The sequence below is a fragment of the Salinimicrobium sp. CAU 1759 genome, from assembly GCF_054482715.1.
In genome coordinates this window covers 111,278-133,151 of the sequence record NZ_JBTLRK010000002.1, presented here as the reverse complement: position 1 = coordinate 133,151, position 21,874 = coordinate 111,278, and the positions used below count along the sequence as shown (strand labels likewise).

19 protein-coding genes and 1 pseudogene are annotated in these 21,874 nt (G+C 40.1%); 7 read left to right on the top strand and 13 right to left on the bottom strand.

Annotation, left to right across the window (positions count from 1 at the left end):
• The first annotated feature begins 1 nt into the window (after position 1).
• The 5 genes from ACXYMT_RS11650 to ACXYMT_RS11630 all read left to right on the top strand — a co-directional run bounded on the left by ACXYMT_RS11650 (position 2) and on the right by ACXYMT_RS11630 (position 4,788).
• The gene (locus ACXYMT_RS11650; RefSeq protein WP_459059287.1) at positions 2–1,177 is read left to right on the top strand and encodes an efflux RND transporter periplasmic adaptor subunit; all 1,176 of its coding nucleotides are present in this window, start codon (positions 2–4) and stop codon (positions 1,175–1,177) included.
• 29 nt (positions 1,178–1,206) lie between these two features.
• Entirely contained in the window at positions 1,207–2,094 is an 888-nt protein-coding gene (locus tag ACXYMT_RS11645; protein WP_131398066.1) for a cation diffusion facilitator family transporter, read from the top strand.
• A 28-nt stretch (positions 2,095–2,122) separates the two neighbouring features.
• Positions 2,123–2,914 (top strand): cation transporter, encoded by a 792-nt coding sequence (locus ACXYMT_RS11640; protein ID WP_131398064.1) that lies wholly within the window; start codon positions 2,123–2,125, stop codon positions 2,912–2,914.
• Positions 2,915–3,020: 106 nt separating this feature from the next.
• On the top strand, positions 3,021–3,758 hold the full coding sequence (locus tag ACXYMT_RS11635; protein ID WP_131398062.1) for a ZIP family metal transporter: 738 nt from the start codon (positions 3,021–3,023) through the stop codon (positions 3,756–3,758).
• 13 nt (positions 3,759–3,771) lie between these two features.
• Positions 3,772–4,788, top strand: a complete 1,017-nt coding sequence (locus ACXYMT_RS11630; RefSeq protein ID WP_459059286.1) for a sodium:calcium antiporter — start codon at positions 3,772–3,774, stop codon at positions 4,786–4,788.
• Positions 4,789–4,914: 126 nt separating this feature from the next.
• Here the strand turns inward: ACXYMT_RS11630 and ACXYMT_RS11625 are convergent, their stop codons facing one another.
• The 12 genes from ACXYMT_RS11625 to ACXYMT_RS11570 form a co-directional block, all read right to left on the bottom strand.
• Positions 4,915–6,042 carry a hypothetical protein gene (locus ACXYMT_RS11625; protein WP_459059285.1) on the bottom strand — a complete coding sequence of 376 codons (1,128 nt, stop codon included), beginning with the start codon at positions 6,040–6,042 and terminating at the stop codon, positions 4,915–4,917.
• An 11-nt stretch (positions 6,043–6,053) separates the two neighbouring features.
• Positions 6,054–6,710 (bottom strand): ATPase, encoded by a 657-nt coding sequence (locus ACXYMT_RS11620; RefSeq protein WP_459059284.1) that lies wholly within the window; start codon positions 6,708–6,710, stop codon positions 6,054–6,056.
• Positions 6,694–7,167 carry a hypothetical protein gene (locus ACXYMT_RS11615; protein WP_459059283.1) on the bottom strand — a complete coding sequence of 158 codons (474 nt, stop codon included), beginning with the start codon at positions 7,165–7,167 and terminating at the stop codon, positions 6,694–6,696. The genes ACXYMT_RS11620 and ACXYMT_RS11615 overlap by 17 nt, the downstream gene beginning before the upstream one ends.
• Positions 7,168–7,382: 215 nt before the next feature.
• Positions 7,383–7,661 (bottom strand): helix-turn-helix domain-containing protein, encoded by a 279-nt coding sequence (locus tag ACXYMT_RS11610; protein ID WP_459059282.1) that lies wholly within the window; start codon positions 7,659–7,661, stop codon positions 7,383–7,385.
• A gap of 225 nt (positions 7,662–7,886) precedes the next feature.
• The gene (locus tag ACXYMT_RS11605; RefSeq protein ID WP_459059281.1) at positions 7,887–8,711 is read right to left on the bottom strand and encodes an RteC domain-containing protein; all 825 of its coding nucleotides are present in this window, start codon (positions 8,709–8,711) and stop codon (positions 7,887–7,889) included.
• A gap of 199 nt (positions 8,712–8,910) precedes the next feature.
• Complete coding sequence (locus tag ACXYMT_RS11600) at positions 8,911–11,097, bottom strand: prolyl oligopeptidase family serine peptidase (RefSeq protein WP_459059280.1); 2,187 nt, start codon at positions 11,095–11,097, stop codon at positions 8,911–8,913.
• A 62-nt stretch (positions 11,098–11,159) separates the two neighbouring features.
• Entirely contained in the window at positions 11,160–11,282 is a 123-nt protein-coding gene (locus tag ACXYMT_RS11595) for a hypothetical protein (protein WP_459059279.1), read from the bottom strand.
• A gap of 88 nt (positions 11,283–11,370) precedes the next feature.
• Positions 11,371–13,068, bottom strand: coding sequence for a helix-turn-helix domain-containing protein (locus ACXYMT_RS11590; RefSeq protein WP_459059278.1), 1,698 nt, complete (start codon positions 13,066–13,068; stop codon positions 11,371–11,373).
• Between the two features lie 11 nt (positions 13,069–13,079).
• Positions 13,080–14,102, bottom strand: a complete 1,023-nt coding sequence (locus ACXYMT_RS11585) for an HlyD family efflux transporter periplasmic adaptor subunit (RefSeq protein ID WP_459059277.1) — start codon at positions 14,100–14,102, stop codon at positions 13,080–13,082.
• A gap of 268 nt (positions 14,103–14,370) precedes the next feature.
• Entirely contained in the window at positions 14,371–16,554 is a 2,184-nt protein-coding gene (locus ACXYMT_RS11580; protein ID WP_459059276.1) for a peptidase domain-containing ABC transporter, read from the bottom strand.
• A gap of 421 nt (positions 16,555–16,975) precedes the next feature.
• Positions 16,976–18,184 (bottom strand): tyrosine-type recombinase/integrase, encoded by a 1,209-nt coding sequence (locus ACXYMT_RS11575; protein ID WP_459059275.1) that lies wholly within the window; start codon positions 18,182–18,184, stop codon positions 16,976–16,978.
• 260 nt (positions 18,185–18,444) lie between these two features.
• On the bottom strand, positions 18,445–19,503 hold the full coding sequence (locus ACXYMT_RS11570; protein ID WP_459059274.1) for an AI-2E family transporter: 1,059 nt from the start codon (positions 19,501–19,503) through the stop codon (positions 18,445–18,447).
• Between the two features lie 490 nt (positions 19,504–19,993).
• Between ACXYMT_RS11570 and ACXYMT_RS11565 the strand changes: the two genes are divergently transcribed.
• Positions 19,994–20,380: a hypothetical protein gene (locus ACXYMT_RS11565; protein ID WP_459059273.1), complete on the top strand. Its 387-nt coding sequence runs from the start codon at positions 19,994–19,996 to the stop codon at positions 20,378–20,380.
• 28 nt (positions 20,381–20,408) lie between these two features.
• Here ACXYMT_RS11565 and ACXYMT_RS11560 read toward each other — a convergent pair whose 3' ends face one another.
• A complete protein-coding gene (locus ACXYMT_RS11560) occupies positions 20,409–20,747 on the bottom strand; it encodes a hypothetical protein (protein ID WP_459059272.1) in 339 nt (112 codons plus the stop codon).
• Positions 20,748–20,939: 192 nt separating this feature from the next.
• On the opposite strand from ACXYMT_RS11560, the pseudogene ACXYMT_RS11555 reads away from it, so the two are divergent.
• Positions 20,940–21,874 (top strand): annotated as a pseudogene (locus ACXYMT_RS11555) (aldo/keto reductase).

Genomic DNA, 21,874 nt, shown 5'->3' with positions numbered 1-21,874 from the left:
AATGAAATTTCAAACAATTTATATACTCCCGTTTCTCCTCCTATTGTCTTGCGGGGAAAATGCAGAAAAAGAGGAGAATCAGAAAGAAGAAGCCGGTGAACCTGCTAAAACAGAAGCCGTCAAGGAAGCTATGCTTTCACAGCAGCAGTTCGATGTCCTTGATATGAAAATTGACAGCCTTACAACCAGGTTAATGAGCGGCTATGTACAGGCAAATGGAGAGCTGGAAGTCCCTCCTCAAAGTGAAGCCACAGTTACTCCTGTGATTGGAGGCAATGTATCGTCAATAGTAGTGATCGAAGGAGATGAAGTTCAGCGTGGAGATGTATTGGCCTACATTGAACACCCGGAGATCATTGAGGTACAAACGCAATATATGAATGCCTTAAACAGTCTGAATTATCAGGAAAAAGAGTTCCAAAGACAAGAAAAATTGTACGAAGCTGGATTCGGTTCTGGGCAAATTTTTCAACGTGCCGAGGCAGAATTGGAAAGCCTCCAAGGACAGGTTGCCGGGCTTAAGGCTCAACTGCAACAACTAAATATTAATCCTGAAACTATTCAAAATGGCAACATCCAACAGAGGATTCCGGTTAGGAGCCCTATAGATGGAGCTGTCCAATCGGTCAACATCAAAACAGGCCAATTTGTACAGGCGCAGTCCGAGATGTTTCATATCATCAATACGAAAGATGTGCATGTAGACCTCATGGTCTTTGAAAAAGATGTTGCCAAAGTAGAGAAAGGACAGAAAGTATATTTCACGATCGAATCATTACCCGGAACTGAATTGACTGCGGAAATAATTTCTGTAAGCAAGAACTTTGAACAGGATCCCAAAGCAGTTCATGTTCATGCGGAAATCATCGACAGGCCCGAAAACCTGGTGCCGGGAATGTACGTGAGAGGGCGAATTGCGGTTGACAACCAACAAACAACAGCTCTTCCCGAATCTGCCATAGTTAGAGATGGGGGTAAATTTTATGCTTTTACGGCAGAAGAGGAAGGAGATGCATGGAGCTTTAGACCTGTAGAGGTGATTACCGGTACCAATGGAGGTGAATGGGTTGAAGTAAAGCTATTAAAAGACCTGCCGGAAGAGACAAGATTTGCCTATAATAATGCCTACTATCTAATGGCGGAGATGCAGAAGGGCGAAGGCGGACACAGCCATTAATTATAAGTAACTTGGAATAAACAATAGACATGGGTCACGATCATTCTCACGGAAACTCTGAAAAGAATCTTAAGCTGGCATTTTTCATCAATTTCGGCTTTACCATTATCGAGATCATTGGAGGATTTCTTACCAATAGCGTCGCGATCATTTCTGATGCCTTGCATGACCTGGGCGATAGTTTGTCCCTCGGGCTTGCGTGGTATATAGAAGGTAAGGCTAATAAAAAGGGGGCTACAAACGAATTTAGCTTCGGGTATGCCCGCTTCAGACTTTTGGGTGCTTTAATTAATTCTGTAGTTCTTGTAGCAGGTTCTGTTTATATTATTTACGAAGCAATCTCCCGACTCCAGAATCCGGAGTCTGTTGATTCAAAGTACATGATCGGTTTCGCAATTCTTGGAGTTTTGGCAAATGGTTATGCCGCCTGGCGCGTAAGTGGAGGAAAATCTTTAAATGATAAGGTTGTGAGCTGGCATCTTCTGGAAGATGTATTGGGATGGGTCGCTGTTCTTATTGTGGCGATCATTCTGCAGTTTAAAGACTGGTACATTCTGGACCCAATCCTTTCTCTGGGCATTACGCTTTACATCCTATGGGGAGTCGGCGGAAGACTCAAAGACACTCTTCATTTGCTCCTCCAGGGAGTTCCGGCAGGATTAGATATGCAGGAAGTTAAACGGCAGCTACAGCAGGTTAATCACGTTAGTTCTATTCATCATATGCACGTCTGGTCCCTGGACGGGGAACACCATGTGCTAACGGCTCACCTGGTCCTGGAAAAGATCAGCCACTTCGATCAAATAGATGACGTGCGGCAGAGGGCTATAGAATCTGTGGAAGAGTGGGATTTCAGCCATCATACGTTTCAGTTAGAACTCGATAAGGAAAAATGCCCGCTGCTGAAGAGTCACTAAAATTAATTTACTAAAGCTTGACGTAAGTATGTACAAAAGTATTTTCACTATCCAGAAGATGGACTGTCCTTCCGAGGAACAGATGATAAGAATGAAACTTGACCCGGTTGATCAGGTAAAGCATCTGGAATTCGATATTAATCGGAGAAAACTCGAAGTATATCATACAGGGAATGGGGATGAAATCCACCGCGCCATTAGCCAATTGGGTTTAAATGACAGACTTGAGGAAACAACTGAAGCTGTCTTGCCTTTGCCCTCAGATGATTCGCATCAAAAGAAAATTTTGTGGTGGGTACTCGGAATCAACTTCGGGTTCTTTCTTCTGGAAATGACCACCGGATTAATTTCAAACTCGATGGGTCTTATTGCCGATTCTCTGGACATGCTTGCAGACGCCTTTGTTTATGCGCTAAGTTTGTTCGCTGTGGGAACATCTATAGTAAGAAAAAAGAGAATAGCAGGAATAAGTGGTTATCTACAAATGGGACTGGCTTTGGTGGGATTTGCAGAGGTATTGAGAAGATTTTTTTCAAGTACCGATATGCCTCTGTTCGAGTGGATGATATTTGTTTCCATTTTTGCCCTCGCCGGAAATCTGATCTCCCTTTGGCTCATTAACAAAGCCAAAAGCGATGAAGCTCACATGCAAGCCAGTGCCATTTTCACTTCCAATGACATCATTGTTAACGGCGGAGTAATACTGGCCGGAGTTCTTGTATATTTCCTCGACAGCAAATGGCCCGACCTGATTATTGGAGGTATTGTTTTTTCGTTTGTAATGCGAGGCGCTCTTAGGATTTTGAACCTGTCAAAGTAGAGTGATTTGGTTCAGGAATCAGAGGAGCATTATAACAGAAGTTTAAGAGGGAGCAGGATGTAAATGATTAATTTAGAGAGTACGAAACCCTCTTTTTGTACTGAAAATGAGCGAATTCTTAATGGTTTTATTACTTGCTGCTATGCCTGCTTTGGGGAACTTTTCAGGCGGTTTGTTGGCAGAGTGGATCAATGTTTCCGATAAAACCTTGAATTTGGCGCTTCACTTCGCTGCAGGTATAATACTCGCTGTTGTAGGTTTGGAATTAATGCCTACTGCTCTTGAAGTAGAGCAACCTTGGATCCCCATTGCAGCTTTTATGGGAGGAGGCTTCACTTTTCTTCTTTTGGAAAAAGCGGTTCATTTCATTAAAGATCGGTTCGGAGGTGAAGGCAAGGCAACGGGATCTGCCTGGGGAATTTATTTGGGAGTCGCCATTGATCTTTTTAGCGATGGCATTATGATAGGCACAGGCTCTACTGTATCAGTGTCTTTAGGGCTCCTTCTCGCCCTGGGACAAGTTCCTGCAGATATCCCGGAAGGTTTTGCCACAATTGCCACCTTCAAGAGCAAGGGAGTGCCTGAAAAAATGCGCTACTTACTTGCAGCCGGTTTTACAATTCCTATTCTCCTCGGCGCTACAATTGGTTTTTGGACAATGCGCAACAGTGGTGATTTGATCAAATTCAGTCTGCTCGCATTTACCGCCGGTATCCTGCTCAGCGTCGCCATCGAAGAAATTTTAACAGAAGCTCATGGCAAACCCGATCCTGCCTATGCTTCCGTTCTTTTAACCGCCGGTTTTTCCCTGTTCGCATTGCTAACCGTTTATTTAGAAGGCTAAAAAAGAATAAATTATGAATACCTGGTTATGGGCTTTGGTTCTGATTGCAGCTGTCTGGGCAGCTCACTGGGGTGCGGAGCACTTGTCAAAACCTTTGAAAAAGTTAAGAAAACAATGGGGTTTTTCGGTAGCTGCCGGTGGTGCCTTAATTGGTTTGGCAGCAGCGAGTCCTGAAATAGGAATTAATATCACCAGTGCAGTAACCGGCGTGGGAGATATTGGTCTGGGGACCATGTTTGGATCTAATGTTATTGCTATTCCTTTAATGGTCATAACAGCTTACATTGCGACCAGGCATCTAAAAAATAAGAACAAAGATGAAGGACACCAGGAGCACAAGAAGGAGCACCTGCTAAAAGTAGATCCCACGGCCGTAACGGTCCAGGCTTTACCGTACTTGGTAATTGTAGCAGTAGTAGCTATACTAACTGTTCCTTCTGCCTGGAGAGGGTTACAGCCCGTGGATGGCTGGATAATGTTGGGAATGTATATCGCTTTTCTTGCTCAGGCCCTCCTTAGAGGAAAAAAAGAAAGCGAAAAAGTGGAATGGAAGAAAAAGGAGATCTGGTTGGCGGTAGCAGGTCTGGTTGCTTTAGGTTTAGGCGCCTTTTTCACAGTTCGTGCTACAGAAAACCTGGTTTCCTCCTTTGGATTATCACAAATAGTGGGTGGTTTATTTATTACAGCTCCAATGGCTGCATTGCCCGAAGTTTTTGCTACCTGGAGTGTAGCTAAAAGTGGTCAGATAACTTCCGGTGTCACCAGCGTCATAGGAGATCATGCCGTTACACTTACAGTAGCATTTTTCCCTCTTGCTTTAGTTGGCCTGCCGGTAAGTAACTTTCCTTTATTTGTGACAGTTTTGAGCTTTGTAGGCCTGGTGGGTATTCTTTATGCTGCTTTCATTCATATGGGCAGCAAGAAAAGTGGACATGGTTTTAAACTGTGGCAGGTGGTTACCCTGGGAGGTGTGTTGCTCGTTTACATAGCAGTTGTTCTTTTTGGGGTACTAAATATCATGACTAATTGACCCGGTATTTAATGATGACTGCTTGTTTTGAGGAACTTTGATATAATCACCTGATCAGTACAATGGGAGTTCCAGAGGCGTCTATAATTCACAGGCATGGAATATATCCTTATAACGACTACTTTTTTAGTTTTCATTGTCTATCCTGGCCCACAACACCGGATGGGAACTTGCCTGCTGAACTTCGCACTGCAACGTCTTAAAAACACGCCACTGCTCTTTATTCAACGGCCATACCGCCTTGCGGTTCAATCCGCCTCTGTTCATCTCTTTTAAAAGTTGGGGAGAAAGCAGGAAGTAATCCTTCTGCTTGATATTTACTCCCATCCTGTAAGCTCCCAGGCTGTAATAATCGGCATCTTTTCCTGTGTCCACATCTACATTGAAGGATGTATGCTTCTTAATATCCTGTAGATCGGTTTCGCGCAGTAAAGGGGATAGGGAATCGCAATAAGAAACAGCATTTAGTGTACCCGCTACTATAACCTTCCTGTGCCCCTTCTCACGAAGCTCATTATAGACTTCAGCGATTTTTGTCGCCTGCTCCTTTCTTCTGTCATCGCTTATCGCTTTCTCAACTTCCGTATCAGTCAAATGTGCCGAAAGTATCCATATGTCATCTCCTTTTGGGTTTTTGATCCTGTATTTATGAAGGTCTTTATCAAATAATTTACCTCCCTCGATCCCCGAAGTATTGGCGTAGCTCTGGATAGAATCCACCTTAAAACCTTTCCGGGTGAGAATGGCCAGATCCCGGTTTTCAGGATCATTTCCGGGAATTACGAAGATTTCAGAAAAACGAACCTCCTCGGGAAGATAGTGTTCGTTGAATTCCACCAGGGACTGCCTGTCCTCCACCTCCTGTAAGATCAGTATATCCGGGCCTACTTCATAGATAAGCCTGGCCTTGTTGCGCACTGCGGCTTCATTTATGGGACTGGAATTCAGCTTTACCCATCCATTCCAGTTTGAAAGTTCTGTGGCTTTATACTCTTTAGCAGCATCTCTTTTTCGCATATACAAATTGCCGGCTTTTCGACGCATCACGACATAAGGTTCCAGCGCTGAGCTGTGGAACCCCAGCAAAAACGTCAGCTCCCTCATTCTGGTGAAATCATTTTCCGCTCGTGAGTCTTTGCACATTAAATTTTGTAATTCGTCCATCCAGGCTTTGACGGATTCACTGAGTGTTCTTTTCACCAGACCAGAATCACGATGAAAAAGGTTTTCGATGTTATAGAATGCTATTTTCATAAGGCTTGCTTTTATTTTCGTTTATCTTTTGCATTTTTTTGGAAGGATACCTGATTGAACATCTGCCGCATTCGGCTTCTTACCCGCTCCCCATAACGTTCTTCAATTTCACTGGCGCTAAGGTTGGTTGTCGCATGGGTTCTCAGCTTGTGCTTCTGAAAGAGATCGTGCCGCGAGAGTAGAATTTCGCCCATTACCTCACACTCCTGTCCAAAGAACTTTCCGGGAGGTTCTAGCCCCAGGTCATCAAAGCAGAAGTATCCGCTGTCGCCATAATCCTGGACCGTCTTAAACCCCAAATGATTGAATCCGAAGGTGATGTTCCTGGAAGAAACCACCTCATATGGACGCTGAGCCGGGGTGATGAATTTGAACAGCCGCATAAAGCTCGTCTTCCCGCAGCCAACAGGCCCGGAAAGCAGAATACCTTTATTAGGATCGAGCTTCAGCTTTTCACAATTTCTCAGGTCCCGGATAAAATAATTGCTGAGCCTATACAACAGATCTCGGTCCTCCTCATAGATCCTGAAATGCTCCCCGAAAAGCTTTTTTCCTTTCACCTGCAAATAATCCAGGATCTTGGGAAAGTCATAGATGATCTGCTCTCCTTTTTTTCTCCCTAGGCTGTAGGTCACTCCCCCTTCCCTGATCTCATAATGGTTCTCCATAATCTTTGTCTTTAGTTGTTTTTAGGTTCTCGATCCGGCCTGGTTTGGAGGCGCATGTTTTTTTTATTTCAGAAGCGCGAAGCATCCAGTTTTCAGCCGCTGCCTGCCAGTCTTCTATTTCAGCGCCCTTTCCGGTTTTCCATCCTGTAGACTGGTAGTAGTTAAAAAATTTATTTCCCTCCACGTCCTTCCAGCCTTTTTCAGAAAAAAAATTCAAAACTTCCTCTTTAGCTATAGGTTTACTAATTGTTTTCTCTTGTCTATTAGTGTTTATATTATGTGGTACTGCTCGTTCCCCGGTAGTTGCACCGGTGGTATCACCGGTTGTGGTTGTGGTTGTGCCACCGGTTGTGTCACCGGTTGTGTCACTTTTACCTCCAAAGCCGATAAGTTTGACCTGACTGCCTTTGAACATGTCCCGGGAAGGGTAATAGACCAAATACTTTCCTTTATCCAAATCTTTTAAACATCTATGGTAGGTTTTGAGAGATCCTATTTTACACATTTGCATGACCTCCTGTCTGTTGATGATAAAAACTGGAGAGAACCGATTCATATTCCAGATCTGAAAAAGGGTTAGATAAAGGCTAATGTGGGTTGGCCTGAGGTTAGAGTCTTGGACAATGCGTCGAAAGACCTTGTTAAGATGATCTATGTAATTCATCATTTTGCTTATTGAAAATCGCACACCTTGTTTTCCTGCATCACCCGCTCAATTTCTGAAGCATCATAATAGATCAGCCCCCCTATCTTGGTATAAGGAAGGGTACCGTTAACCCTTAGATTCTGCAGGGTGCCCGGACTGATCTTGAGCATCTTCATAACATCTGTGGATTTCAGCCATTTCTTTGGAGCTGATCCTGATTTAATGTTTAGCAATTCTTTTAACTCTTCCAGAAGTTCCATTTTGAACTCCCTTAGATCATCTGTGGTAATAATGGATGTTGGCATAAGATTGGATTTTATCAAACCTGTGCAGATGCAGGGGTTTGTAGTTATAAGAGCAAAATTGCAGGAGATTGCAGGATAAAACCGCCAAGGAGAAGCCTACCTGCAAAACTTTTTAATTGTCGAAAAAAGGTGAAAAAAGAAGGGAAAGAATAACCAAATGATCAATTTTAAGAACAAATTTCAAGAGAAAAGGCAAAATGCCTACCTGGCTCAATATGGGTCAAATTAATTGTCCAGATCCTGCATTTTATCTAAAAGCTGGGATTTTAACCTGTCGATAAATTTCACCGGATTATTCCGTTCCCTTAACCTTAAAAAGGTATGGTGGTAATCCCCTGTATCTGTAGAAAAGAAATCTTCAAAAGCTTTTATCAGATCTTTCAAACTACAACTTCCGCCATTGATCGCACCACTTTGATGCAGGGCATAAATCAGTTCTGTCAAAGCTACTTTCGAGGCCGTCCATTGAAGTCCGGACTCCTTCTGCAGGTTCTTTGCAGGTAAAACATCCAAGTCTCGAAGCCTGGATTGAAGAAAAACCAACAAAAGCTGATAAGCTTTTATTTCACTAAAGATAAGATCATGAGAAGTGCTGAAATCGGGATCCCGGTAATAAAAGGTATTTTTAGAAGGCAAATTTTTATCCTGGAATTTTCGGGTAAAATAGAATTCATCCAGATAGTTGTGATCCAATTCGACATACTGAATAAAATCAAGGTTGGCCAGATAGAATGAATTGATATCATCTATTTTTTTGACCAGGAATTTCCGTTGTAGAGCCTCCCCTACTCTGGAATACTCCATTTCAAAAGCTTGAAGATGAAAATAATAGACCATAATTGCAGCAGGAAGTTGCTTCTGTTCTTTAAAGAACCGGATCTCTGCAGAAGTATCGCTAAAACCTTTTTCACGAATCCCTTTCCTGTAGAGTTCCAGAACATGCTGACAAAAGGTGATGATCTCTATATAGATCATCATTTTTTTCTGCCCGCTTTGTTCAATTTCCCGTATCTTCTTTTCAAAATCTTCTTTGATAAGTACTTCTTCCATCCTCCCGTATTATTTGTATTCTCAAAGTAAATCTCCCATAAAACAGCCAAGAAAAAAAACGGGATAGGCCTCTATTAATAAAGAACGTGAGGGAATTTATAAAGCAAGGGAAAGAATTATTGCCGTCATGACTCCTGCGAGATAAAAAAGAAAACCACCTCAATGAAGGTGGTTGAAATTGAGAAAATTAGTATTAATTCTATTGTGATCTTGGCTCTCTTTTCATATTGCTTTTGGCAAAGCTAAAGATCTTACTATAATTTTGGACTGTCTCGTCATAGGTTCCGCCGGATTCATGACCGGATTCATAATCAGTATCCATCAGTACAGGGGTATCGGCAATATTGCTGCTTTGCAATCGGGCAACATATTTTCCACTGTCCCAAAGAGGGATACGATCATCTTTGAAACTTGGCATTATCAGGGTAGCCGGATAGTGTGTTTCAACTTTAATATTCAAATAGGGATCCATCTTTATCAATCCATGAAATTCCAGGCTGTCTTTTACCGTTCCATATTCGAGATAACTGGTACTGCTGGCTGTACTTGAAGATTCCAGGCCCAGCGGATGCATACGTGGAACTTCAGCAATAAATGAGGAATAAAGATCAGGACGTTCATTGACTGCCATTCCAGCTGTAATTCCACCCGCGCTACTGGTATAAAGGGCGATTAATCCCCTGCGAGTCAAGCCTCTTTTGATTAAAGCTTCTGCACAGGCGTTGAGATCTTTCCAGGAGTTATATTTCAGATTTTTCATTCCCTGGATGTGCCAGTCTTTACCTTTTTCGCCTCCTCCCCGAACATGTGGAAAGGCAAGGATCCCTCCCTGGAGTACCCAATCCAAAAAGATAGGGGAATAAAAAGGACTCATATTTTCACCATAAGCACCATAAACATACATGAAAACCTCATTACTTGAATTGTAAACTGTTCCTTCCTTATAGACGATGGAAAATGGCACCTCGACACCGTCATGGGATTTAACCATGATCTGTTCAGAACGCAATCCGTCAAATTCCGGGGAATGTTCATGATTTTGAAGCAGTTCTTTTACTATTGATCTATCTTTCTTAATGATATACCGTGTGTAATCTGAAGTCCATCCATCAAGGACGATTCCTATATTATTGTGAACAACCGATCCTCCGAAAAAAGAACTATATCCCGGAGAAAAAGGAGGATATATTTGAAACATTTCGTTTGAATCCTCAATTACAAATATCGATACTTCCGCCCCATATAAAGACTTCGTATAGTAAATTTTATTTTTGGTAACTTCAAAATGTTTAATAGGATTTTCCATACTCCCTGTGGCAATGATCTTTGGATTGGAAAAATTCTGATCTGCAATATCCACTTTAGCCAATCTATTCCCTCCATCGGTCTCCTGCCGAAAAATGAATTCGTTTCCACGAATTTCCCCCTGATTGTAATATATCCTCTCTTCCTCTTTAAAAAAAGGTTTCCAGTTTGGTGTCCCTTCCAGAATGTCAGCAACTGAAGCTATATAAGCATTATAATAATCACCCGAACTGGCAGAATAACCGATGATGTATTTGTCCCTACTGGAGCCTATCTTTACCTTGGGATAAAAATTCGACGGGATATTCAGAAGATCAGTCTTACCAAAAATGAAATGCCGTTTTCCAGGGTCATCTCCCAACTTATAAATTACTGAAAAGGATTCCTTCTTATAACCGGCTTCAGATTTTTCGACAACCGGAAAGTAGAGATAAATAAAACCGGAACTATCGGGGAGCCATTCGATTCCGCCAAAATCTGGATTAATATTGGTGATCTCCTCCTTTAGCAGTTCCCTCGCATCCAGATCGTATAGTATTATTCTGGATGAGAACCCGTCATCAGCCGGAAATCCTATTGCAACTTTTTTTCCGTCATATGATGGACTAATGTAATTTATGTGCAGGTCCCCTGTCCCATGTCCGGCAGGATTGAATATTTCTCTTTCATTCCCTAAAAGGTCCTGTCGAAAAAATAATCTTGCCACTCCACTATGTTCATCGTGTTTTAAATAAAAATAATTCCCTAATTCATTAATACGGATCATTTCAACATTTCCATCGGGAAAATTTTGTAATTCACTAAATCTCACCAGATTTTTTTGATAATTATCATTATGAGCGAAATAAGCTTCTGCCAGTGAATCCTGGGAATGAAACCAGTTCTGGATCTCTTTTTCTTCCAATCTTTCGAGATTGCAAAAGGCGTCGGAAATCACTTGTCCGAAGCGGATATCAATTCTTTTTTCTCCCACAACGCTTGGATAAACCAGCGCCTTACTGTCTCTTGTCTGAGCGGAGGCTTTAATTGCAAAGACACTACAAAAACAATAAAGAATATAATATATGTATTTCTTGTTCATTTTTGGATTTGTTAGAAATCCCGGAACGACTGCTCCGGGATTTTGATTAATCTGAAGGATTGTTAGCGTCCTTTCTTCGGTACTCTCACTTTGTCCCTATCAATGGGTCCTTCTTCCCCTCCACCTCTTATTTTGGACGGATTCTTTAAAGCTTTTTCCTTGAAATCTTGCATTGATTTTTTCATGATTAAAATATATAAATGGTTAATAATAAATTACTTGAGCTAAATTACGTGTAAATTGATCTAAACTACAATATCTCTATATCGCCATTTATAAATGACGTGTGGTTTCCCTTGATTTAAGTTCATTTAAAAACTTGGAAGGATATACTCCCGTCTTGTTGTAAAAAGCTTTTGAAAAAGATTCTGCCGTTTTAAATCCGAACATTTCGGCCAATCCCTGATAGTTATATCTCAACAATTCAGAATCATTACCTAATCTATGGATGGCACATGAAATTTTCAGATCTTTCAGGTAATTAGGAAAGGTCATTTTTTTATAGTGATTAATAATTAGAGACAAATAAGTCGTATTGGTTCCAAGCTCTTGTGCTAAAGTTGACATGTCGAGCCCCTTTGACAGGAAAAGATCGGAACTTTCGAATAGTTCTAATTGTTTTAAAATGAATTCTCTGATTTCCTCCGGAACTGCTGCGGGATGCTCCCCCAGCTTTCTTGGAATAACTTTTTTGTTTTCTATTCCGTCCAAAAGTAATTTAAGACGGATCTTCATCTTTCTGGACCTGTAGTAAAAGAACCCGCCCGAGGTAAGTGCAAGTCCTGCAAGGAAACCTACTGCAGTAACAGCGGTGTTTTTAGCTTTTAGCTGTTCTTCTGCCTGCTTCTTTTGACGCTTTAAATATGGTAGATCATAGCTTATCATGATTTGATTTAATATTCCTCCCTGATTTGATGAAAGTAAGCTATCGTAGTGAATAAGTTTTTCGATATATTCCACCTGTTTTCGCTTTTCATTTTCAAGGGTGGAATGCATTACCAGCTGTTGGTAGACATCTTTAATCTCGGGAAAGGGATCTCCGGTTGTATTCACTATTGAATCTATTTTCTCGTAGTACTTGATCGCCAGTAAATGATTTTCTTCCTTTTGTTCAATCTTTCCTAAATAATATAATTTTATCGCTTTACTGGTGCCATTTAAATTGTGGAGATACTTAAGGATCGTGTCTCTAGATTTTCCATAATTACTTCTGAAAAAGTTAATTTGAGCATCAACGAGGGAAAAATCCATAAACGTTAAATCATCTGAATACTTTAAGGCTTCAATATGTCCTCTGCGTGTATAGTCGCCGGCAGAATCCAGCTGAAAAAGTCTCAAATGGGTTAGAGCTAAATTATATAGTAAGTTTACGTGGTCATGGTAATGATCTTCTTCATAATTCGGCTCCCGGGCCAGAAGTTCTAATGTTTCTTTGTAAAGATCGGCCGCAACATAATGCTGCCCCTGTATATTCCGAATGGCAGCAATACTCAGGGCTATTTCCCTTTGTTGACTAGTATTGTTCTTTTCTAAGGCGAAAGTGTAGGCTTTCAAATAACTGGTCAAAGCTTCTTCAAACTTCCCCATGCTGTAATAGATATGAGCTTTGAGGAAATAACCCAGAGTAGGATAACTCAAGTGGTCACTTTTTTCTGTCACCAAAATTATAGAGTCTGAATAGGTCAGGGCCAGACCAGGCTCCTCAGTAATAACCCGATAGTAATAGGCTCTCGCCATTTCAATATCATTACCATTTTCATGAGCCTTTTGAATATGAATTTGCGTCAGTTCTCTTAAAACTATGAGATTATTATCTTCAAGGGCTTTATCTTCTTCTCCCTCTATTTCCTTATAGGTGGATTCTGTAGTAATTGGCAATAAGAGTACACCCTTCTTCTGAGATAATCCCAGTTGTACTGAAAAAACGAGTAGGATCGTTATTCCTACATATTTCTTATCCAGATTTGCCATAGTCATGAATATTAGATTTGGCGGCCTGACCAAAGGTGTCGAAAGTCGTTAAAAATCCGTCCCAGGACGGTAGTCTCCTCAAGAATTATTTCCGCTGTTCCCAACAGTTCCTGTTCGAAATCAAGTTTTTTTCCGTAGGAGGTAACTAAATCGTCCATCTTCAGGTAAACCACGTACCCCGGCTCTTCACCTTTTCTAGAAATACCTGAAATTGTCTCTACTCGTGCTTTCAGCACACCCCATTCTCTGAAAGGATAATTTTTTAATTTTATTACTCCCTTCTGACCTTTCTGCAGCTTTCCGGAGTTGGCTACAGGAAGGCTGCACTTTGCAATCAATATTTGAGAACCAAAAGGAGTAATTGTAAAAATATCTTCCCCTGGTTTCAGATTTTGAAATTTTCCCCAAACATCAAAAAATGTGAGTGTTCCCTGTATCGGACTTTTAAAAAGATACAATTCTTCCCACTGAGCAATCGCATTTAAAAGATCTTGTCTGGCCAAAGACAATTCCGACTTTTGAAGACTAGCATTTCTGAACTCCATATTTTTTGATAATTGCTGCCTATACTCCAACCCCTTAAGAACTGACACCAGTTCATTTAATTGTTGCTCGAGAAATTGAATTTGTCTTTCCTCTGCCAACGATTCCATTTCTACTTTTTCGAGGTCCACTTTGGATAAAATTCCCTTTGAGTATAAATTTTGATGTCTTTGAAGATTGCCGTTAACTAAGAATACGGCCTGGTTTGCCATTACCAATTCTGCTTCTTTGTTTAAGATCGCCCGTTCCTGATTTCGTATTTGATCATTTAACCCCTTCTCCAGAATAAATTCATTATTTAAAGATTCATCCAAAATAATTTGCTGGTATAGGTTCAGAAACGTACTATAGTAAGGTTGAATCAGTGTGCCAAGGCTTAGTGCTGCAGGGAAATTGTGGTTGAGTTCTTCTAATGTTCCTGGTTCTGGTTTATTGGATTGAAGATTTGATACTAAGAAAGCTATGTCCTTTTCATCTGCGTCATGCATCATTGTTGCCAGGACAGCTCCTTCATAAACTTTCTCACCCGATTTATAATTGATCCCTGAGATCCTTCCTTCTTTCCTGGCTCGAATTATTACGGGTGGATTTTCTGACGTTACAATGACTTCTCCTGTAATTATTTCGTTATAGCCAAAAGAAGATGCTGCTATAAGAAGGATCAAAAAGAAGATAAATATGACTGGCGTGCCCCAGCGCATAATTGTTCCGGGTTCAGCTATGATAAAATTCTCTATGTCATACTTACCCTTCATGATTTCAATTTGAAAGCTGATTTTTGATAAGCTTATGGTACCTCCCTCCCCTGGCAATCAAATCCAAGTGATTGCCCTGTTCAACAATAGATCCCTGGTTCATTACCAGAATTTGATCTGCCTTTTTCACGGTAGACAATCTATGGGCAATAATTATTACCGTTTTATTTTTATAGAAATCCGCAAGATTTTCTGAAATGACCTTTTCATTTTCGGCGTCCAGAGAACTGGTAGCTTCATCAAAAAATAAATATTCGGGATCCTTATAAACCGCCCTGGCAATGAGAAGACGCTGTTTTTCGCCACCGCTCAAAAGCTGACCCTGTTCTCCGATTCTCGTCTCAAACCCTAATGGTAAAGATTCAATCAATTCGGTAAGATTAACCATGCGAATGGCCCGTTTCAACTGTTCGTGGTCTGTTGGTACGTTTGAATTAGACTCGGTGATATTCCGTTCAATGGTGTCATTAAATAATACACCATCCTGCAAAACACTTCCACAAAGCTTTCGCCAGCTCTCGGAATTGATATCTTCAAATCGTTCACGGCCAATGTAAATTTTTCCACTTTTCGGGGAGTAGATTTTCAGTAAGAGCTTTAGAACGGTGGTTTTTCCCGAACCGCTGGGTCCTACAATTGCAGTAGTTTTTCCTAATGGAATAGAAACTGAAATTGATTTAAGTATAGGAATACCACCGCCCTCACCATATCCAAAAAACATATCTTTGATCCTTATCTCTCCCGGCTCAATTTTCGTAGAGCGATTCAACACCTGATCTTCTACTTTTTGACCGTGAATTTCAGACAGACGATTAAGAGACAACATCGCCCGCTGACAACTCACCATAAATTCGGTTAGGTTCGCTACCGGCATAGTCAGTCCTCCTACAATAAATTGAATAGCCAGCATGGTTCCCAATGAGATATCTCCTGAAATAACTGCTTTAGCCGACCAGAAAATAATGAGGATCTTCATAAATTCATTAATAAACCTACCACCGTTAACCTGAGCCTGGTCCACCCTCAGAGAGCGGGACTGTAGATGAAATAATGTTGTCTGATTTTGCTTCCATTCACTTTTCCGCCTATGTTCGGAATTGTTCAGCTTAATTTCCAGTACTGCTCTGAATATTTGAAGAAAAAGGGATTGTTCCTTCCTGTTAAGATCAAAGAGCTGGTGATCCAGGATCTCTTTCTTTTTCATGAATGAAACAGACCAGGTAATGAAGAATACTGTCCCAATGAGGAAGATTAAAAAGATTGTGGTATTGAAAAACGCCAGCACGACGCCAAAGGCGAGGATAGTGAAAAGGTCAAAAAGGATGGTAAGAAATCGTCCTCCAAGAAATTCATCGATTCTATGGTGGTCGTATATACGCTGCATAAAATCTCCTGTGGTCTTGGAGTCAAAATAGGATATGGGTAATTTCAGTAACCTGTCAAGAAAATCAGAGATCATGACAATATTTATTCGGGTACTTAAATGAAGTAGTATCCAGTCTCTAATAACTTCAGTCGCCGCCAAACTAATAAAGAGTAAAAGCTGGGCAATAACTATAAGATATATGAAGCCGATATTTTCATAGTTGATCCCATAATCCACGAGACTTTGAGTTAGGAAAGGCAGAATCAACTGGATAAGGGAAGCCAGAAAAAGCCCTAGAAATATTTGATGAAAATATTTTTTGTAGGGTTGTAAATAGTTGAGTAAAAAATTAAAGCTACCTGTGGGAAACTCGGAGGGATTATATCCGGAATATTGTGCTCTAGGTTCTATAAGAATTAACACGCCTTCATTGGAATTCTCTCCGGCCCATTGGCGTAAAAACTCCCGATGAGTATATTTCATCCGGCCTAATGCGGGATCAGACACATACACATATCTTCGACTGACTTTATAAATTACAAGAAAGTGATTTCCCTGCCAATGCGCTATTGCCGGAAGTGGCATTTCCTCGATAAGTTCATCAATAGTCGCAGTGATTCCTAAGGAAGGAATACCAATTTTTTCAAGTGCACCAGTCAACCCCGATACCGAAACACCTCCCTTTTGGAGACAGGATATTTGCCTAAGATAATCCAGGTGAAAGTCTCCACCCAAAAAGTCGGTAATGATCTTAAGACAGGTCGGTCCACAGTCCATTTGATCAAGCTGGCGATAAGCCGGAAAATTTGCAGTTCTAAACATCTCCCCTCCAGTACATTTCCTCAACCTGAATTGCTTCAGCTTCCGATTCACATATATTAACTTCCGTTATTCAGGAATTATCATTCTCCTGAATTGATGCTCATAAAAATTTCAGATAGTCATGACCTGAAATGTGGCATCATATTAACTCTGATTGTTTTTCGGAGGTTATTTATTGGGGAGATCTTTCATAACGTTCTAGAACGATCATATTTTCAGTTTTCAGCAGAATTAAAGAATGTCTAGTCTATAATTAATTCTTCTCTTCTTCAAAGCTATTTTCACCTAATTAACTGAGGGTGAAATATATAAAATTTAAAATTCAGATAATCTCGTCGTTGGGAATTATTTAACAGCAACAGGAGAAGATTTTTTGCAGTACAGTGGATTATTAGTTCGACGCGATTACATCTTCCTGGATTCAAAAATCTACTACTTTGTCCAAAGCATCATCTGCCTCCTTACTTAAAAAGTTTGCTTGATACATCATGGTGGTAGTGATAGAAGAATGCCTATATAATTTTTGTAACATTTGTATCGGAATTTTATCTCCTGAAATATTCCCAAAACTATGCCTCGACATGTGCATACTTAGAGCTTTTTCTATCCCTATTTTTAAAGCGATATTTTTCAGGTGCCTGTTGAAGTTTCTGGTTACGGTTTTTATCCTTGTTCTAACCGTGATTTCATCACTGAGATCCGTTCCCCAAAGTTCTGAAAAAATAAGCTCCTCATTTTCTCTTTTAAAACCTTTATAATGTGTCAATAATATTAAGGCTTTTAGGGGTGCCTTCATAGAAACCAATTTGCCGTTTTTACTCATTCTGTAATATAGCCGATCATCCCTAAAATCTGACCATTTCAGCTGAATAACGTCAGTAATTCTAATGCCTGCAAAATAAAAACTCAAGAGCCAAACATTAAGTGCATGTTGTTGGGCAGGAGTTAAGTTCTCCACAGTCTCAAGTTTCTTTACTTCCTCTACTGTTAATCCGACCTTCTGTGATTCGGGAATTTTTATTTGGTACCTACCTTTACCAAAAGGATAATTGTTTCGATCAGCATGATTGTTGGATATTGCAAGATTGTATATAGTTCTTATACAAATCATAAAATTCGCAACCGTTCTTTTAGTTCTACCTTTCTTATAAAGCAGAAAAGTTTCAAATCTTCGAAGCAGAAAACTATCAATCTCTTGAAATTCGATATTTTTATTGGCACAAAAATTTACAAACTGTTCTATTCTGTTCTTTTCAGTGGAGTATTGATTAGACTTTTTACGTGCTAAAATATTCTTTAAGTAAATATCAGCCACGTACTTGAAATTGACATCTTTTGCGCCGACAACCGCTTCTTTTATCTTTCTAAGAGATTGAGGCTTTCGGGAGAATTCAGACTCCAGTAATTTTTCATTACAGGAGGTCAATTTCGTCAATATCAGATGATTCAATTTCGTGGAATTAGGGTGAGAACTTTTCACCCTTTGTTTCTTTTCATCCCAATATTGTTTTTCAATATATTGACCGACAAAAATAAAACTGGATTTCCTATTTTTAGTGATCCTGATGGCTATAGGATATAAATCATTTTTGTTGCTTTTTTTTCTCAAAACTGCCTTAATAGTAGCCATGCCTTTTTTTATAAAGATAACTATTCCAGGTACAACATAGGTACAACATTTAGTGTTTTTTATTGGTGTTTTTTGATGTCAAATCAAATTGTTCACCCGCCTAATCATTGATAATGATCTACTTATCTTTAATTTAATGTTTTAGACAATCATTTCATAACCCGGAGGTCACGAGTTCAAATCTCGTTCTCGCTACAGAAAAAGCCGGAATCTATTTCCGGCTTTTTTTATCTCCTTATCTCAATCCCTGCTGCTACAATTCAATCTGTATTCTTACTAAAAAGGAAACCGTATGGCTTTAGAGATTCTACGTTTTGAAAGATCACGGTAGCCATAGCCATGACCGGAATTGCCAGCACCATTCCCGCAAGCCCCCAAACCGCTCCTCCCATGATCACGAACAGGATCACAAAAAATGGATGCAGCCCTACCTTATCTCCCACAATGTAAGGCTGAAGAACATAGCTTTCAAGAAACTGAGAAACCGTAAAAGTGATAACTATTCCCCACAACACATTTATATCACCTGAAGTGAGATATCCAAACACCATTGCCATAGCAAAACCAATGATATTGCCTATCCATGGAATTATGGTGAGAAGGGATGCAATGACGGCTACGAGAATAAAATTTTCTACTCCCGAAAAACCTAAACCAACAGAGTAGAGCACCGCCAGGATAGCCATTAGGATCAATCGCCCTACCAAATAATCCTGGACTCTCCCTGCCGATTCCTCCAGAACTTCTCCAACTTCCTTCTTTTTTTGAGATTCAAAAAAAGAAAGCATGAACTTCCTGAAGTGGCTACGATAGAAAAGCAGGAAAAAGGTATAGATGAAGGTGAGAAGATAAGCTCCCATAAGATTCATAGAAGACCTCACAAAAGTCAATGCTTTTGCTGCTTCATTCACTTCTTCGCCAAAGAACGGAATTGATCCGGCAGGATAATATTCCTGTAAGGATTCTTTATTAAGAGGAGTGTGTTCAAACAAAAAGGCTTTAAAATCTTCAATTTCAGGAGCCATTGCTTCTTTAATTGCAGGCCAGTCGTTGAAGAAATTCTGAATTTGCATAGAGCAGAGACTGAGAAAAAGGAGGGAAAATATAAAGAGAAGCAAAGTGCTCAAAAAGGAGGAAAAACCTCTACTGCTTATATATTGTTCAATTTTCCTTGCCGCAGGTAGAACCAGAAGAGCTAGTACTACAGCAAAAGCCAAGGGTGCTAAAAAAGATTTTGAAGTTGACAGTCCACTAAAGAGGAAATAGGCGCCAACAATCAAGAGAAAAACTTTTACAGATAATTTAAATCCGCTGGTCATATAGGTTGGTTTTATAATTCGGAATATTTTGCACCGTTTACAGGCTTTAATATAGCTCATTTAATATAAAAGACTCAATTTCATAACTGACCTTCCCCTTCGAATTCCTTCCGGACATATTCATCAACCAATGAAGCCCAACCGCCTCTGTTTTATTTTAATTCTCTTCAATTACACTCGTCATGATGAGCTGCTAAATAATAGCTTAAATTAGAGCTCCATCCTGTTAATTGAATATTATTTTCAGCTTAATACTTTCTTAAACTCCTTGCTATCGGCCGAGCTTGCCGGTAACTTTAGGGAAAGTGATATAATTTAAGATGAGAAAAATTTTCAATAGATCTCATTTTTGGCAGAAGAGCCGGTATCACCCATGAACTTCTTCTCCTTACTTCCTGAAAAAAGGTATGTCAAGAGGAGGATGTCAAAAAAAAAAAGAAAGTAGCAGTAACTGTGTTTTCTTTACATATAACCCAAACATTAAAAAATCATGAAGACGAAAAAGATTGTTCCATTCCTCTTAGGTATAATATTTACCCTGTTTTTCTCCATAGACAGTTCTGCCCAGAACATAATTCAGGATGATGCGAGCAGGCAGGTCGAAATGGCTGCGAAGGAACGAGCAGAAAAGTGGAATGATGAGTTAGCATTAAGAGCTAAACAAATGGTCCTCCTGGAAAAGAAATTCATAGAATTCGATCTTAAGAGATTAAAAGTAATGGATGCCGATATATCCCCGGAAGAAAAGGTGGAAAGATTAAAAGATCTAAAAATTCTTGAAACAAAAGACATCCGGGACATCCTTACTCAACCTCAATACGACAGGTACTTGCTCCTGTTAGAAAAAGAAGGGGAAGAACCCAATGCCGGACAGTGAAAAATTTCAACGGTGCTGTTTTACAATTTTATGGAGCGAGCATGAAATTCACATAGAACAGTAGTATTGAAAGGATAAACACTAATAAAAACAGGAGCTTTATGAACCTGATATCTCTTTGTCGTGTCTCAGTATTCCAGGCACCGACCCTTGTTTCATAGTTTTCAAGCTTCAAATATTTTTCAACCCCGATCTTTTTTGCTGTCTCCCCTCTTTCTGTAAGAAAAACTCTCCCATCTTCTATTCTTATCAGGTCATTCCCCTGGAGGTTTTCGAGGTAACTTCTGGATGAATTTCGGGTAATTTCATCTACAGTGGTTCCGTCTTTAAGTAAACTGAAAGAATAAACATCCTGATTTAAGGTCATAGCTGCTAAGGATTAAGGACTTCCTAAATTTATAAAAACTATTTTATCTACAAAATTTGCTTTTCATCGATATAAAGAATTATAGATCGCATAAAAATCTTACAACCGTCTTAGCTGGTGATATAACAACCAGGACCATCCCTTTTTCCTTTCTCCATTTATCATTGTATCTTAAATCAAAATTACCAGGATATGCAAAAGAAAATATTAGGAACAACAGGCTTAAAAATATCACCTATAGTTTTTGGCGGAAACGTTTTTGGCTGGACACTAGACGAGAAAGAATCCTTTAAAATGCTGGATGAGATCTTTAAAAAGGGAATTACGACTATTGACACTGCCGATTCCTACTCCCACTGGGCTCCGGGAAATAGCGGAGGGGAAAGTGAAATGATAATTGGAAACTGTTGAAGAAAAGAAGAAATCGCAACGAAATAATTATAGCTACTAAAGTAGGATCAAATCCCGGAAAAGAAGGTAGGGACGTAACAAAAAATTACATCATAAAGGCTGCTGAAGAATCTCTGCGGCGTTTACAAACAGATCACATTGACCTCTATTTCACTCACTGGGACGATGAGGCCACTCCTGTTGAAGAAACTCTGGAGGCTTACAGACAACTAATTGAGCAGGGGAAGGTACTCCATATTGGTGCCTCCAATCTCTCTCCCGAAAGAATAAAATCTTCATTAACAGCTGCAGAAAAAAGTGCCTTGCCTAAATATAAGGTATTGCAACCTGAATACAGTTTGGTAGAGAAAAAGAGGTTTGAATCTGAATACCGGCCCATAGCAAAAGAAAACGAAATGGGTGTACTTACCTACTTCTCCTTAGCCAGTGGTTTCCTGACCGGAAAATATCGTCACCCGAATGATATTGAGGGAGCACGGAAAGAAATGATCAAAAAGTACTTCACTGAGGAAGGGCTAAAAGTTCTAAAAACCCTGGACGAGATCTCAGAAAAGCACTCAGTCTCCAATGCCGCCGTCGCTCTAAGATGGCTTATGCAACGCCCGGAAGTCTCTGCCCCCATTGCCAGTGCTACAAAGGAAGAGCACCTCAAAGCTTTCGAAGAGGCTGTCAACATGAAGCTCTCCAAGGAGGATATGGAAATTTTGAATAGCTAA

Excerpts from the sequence above, each read along its gene's own strand:
- ACXYMT_RS11650 (WP_459059287.1), top strand. The coding sequence starts at position 2 with ATGAAATTTCAAACAATTTATATACTCCCGTTTCTCCTCCTATTGTCT.
- ACXYMT_RS11570 (WP_459059274.1), bottom strand. The coding sequence starts at position 19,503 with ATGACCAGCGGATTTAAATTATCTGTAAAAGTTTTTCTCTTGATTGTT.
- ACXYMT_RS11600 (WP_459059280.1), bottom strand. The coding sequence starts at position 11,097 with ATGAACAAGAAATACATATATTATATTCTTTATTGTTTTTGTAGTGTC.
- ACXYMT_RS11560 (WP_459059272.1), bottom strand. The coding sequence starts at position 20,747 with ATGACCTTAAATCAGGATGTTTATTCTTTCAGTTTACTTAAAGACGGA.
- ACXYMT_RS11625 (WP_459059285.1), bottom strand. The coding sequence starts at position 6,042 with ATGAAAATAGCATTCTATAACATCGAAAACCTTTTTCATCGTGATTCT.
- ACXYMT_RS11635 (WP_131398062.1), top strand. The coding sequence starts at position 3,021 with ATGAGCGAATTCTTAATGGTTTTATTACTTGCTGCTATGCCTGCTTTG.
- ACXYMT_RS11585 (WP_459059277.1), bottom strand. The coding sequence starts at position 14,102 with ATGATGCATGACGCAGATGAAAAGGACATAGCTTTCTTAGTATCAAAT.
- ACXYMT_RS11565 (WP_459059273.1), top strand. The coding sequence starts at position 19,994 with ATGAAGACGAAAAAGATTGTTCCATTCCTCTTAGGTATAATATTTACC.
- ACXYMT_RS11580 (WP_459059276.1), bottom strand. The coding sequence starts at position 16,554 with ATGTTTAGAACTGCAAATTTTCCGGCTTATCGCCAGCTTGATCAAATG.
- ACXYMT_RS11610 (WP_459059282.1), bottom strand. The coding sequence starts at position 7,661 with ATGCCAACATCCATTATTACCACAGATGATCTAAGGGAGTTCAAAATG.
- ACXYMT_RS11630 (WP_459059286.1), top strand. The coding sequence starts at position 3,772 with ATGAATACCTGGTTATGGGCTTTGGTTCTGATTGCAGCTGTCTGGGCA.
- ACXYMT_RS11595 (WP_459059279.1), bottom strand. The coding sequence starts at position 11,282 with ATGAAAAAATCAATGCAAGATTTCAAGGAAAAAGCTTTAAAGAATCCG.
- ACXYMT_RS11605 (WP_459059281.1), bottom strand. The coding sequence starts at position 8,711 with ATGGAAGAAGTACTTATCAAAGAAGATTTTGAAAAGAAGATACGGGAA.
- ACXYMT_RS11620 (WP_459059284.1), bottom strand. The coding sequence starts at position 6,710 with ATGGAGAACCATTATGAGATCAGGGAAGGGGGAGTGACCTACAGCCTA.
- ACXYMT_RS11590 (WP_459059278.1), bottom strand. The coding sequence starts at position 13,068 with ATGGCAAATCTGGATAAGAAATATGTAGGAATAACGATCCTACTCGTT.
- ACXYMT_RS11640 (WP_131398064.1), top strand. The coding sequence starts at position 2,123 with ATGTACAAAAGTATTTTCACTATCCAGAAGATGGACTGTCCTTCCGAG.
- ACXYMT_RS11575 (WP_459059275.1), bottom strand. The coding sequence starts at position 18,184 with ATGGCTACTATTAAGGCAGTTTTGAGAAAAAAAAGCAACAAAAATGAT.
- ACXYMT_RS11645 (WP_131398066.1), top strand. The coding sequence starts at position 1,207 with ATGGGTCACGATCATTCTCACGGAAACTCTGAAAAGAATCTTAAGCTG.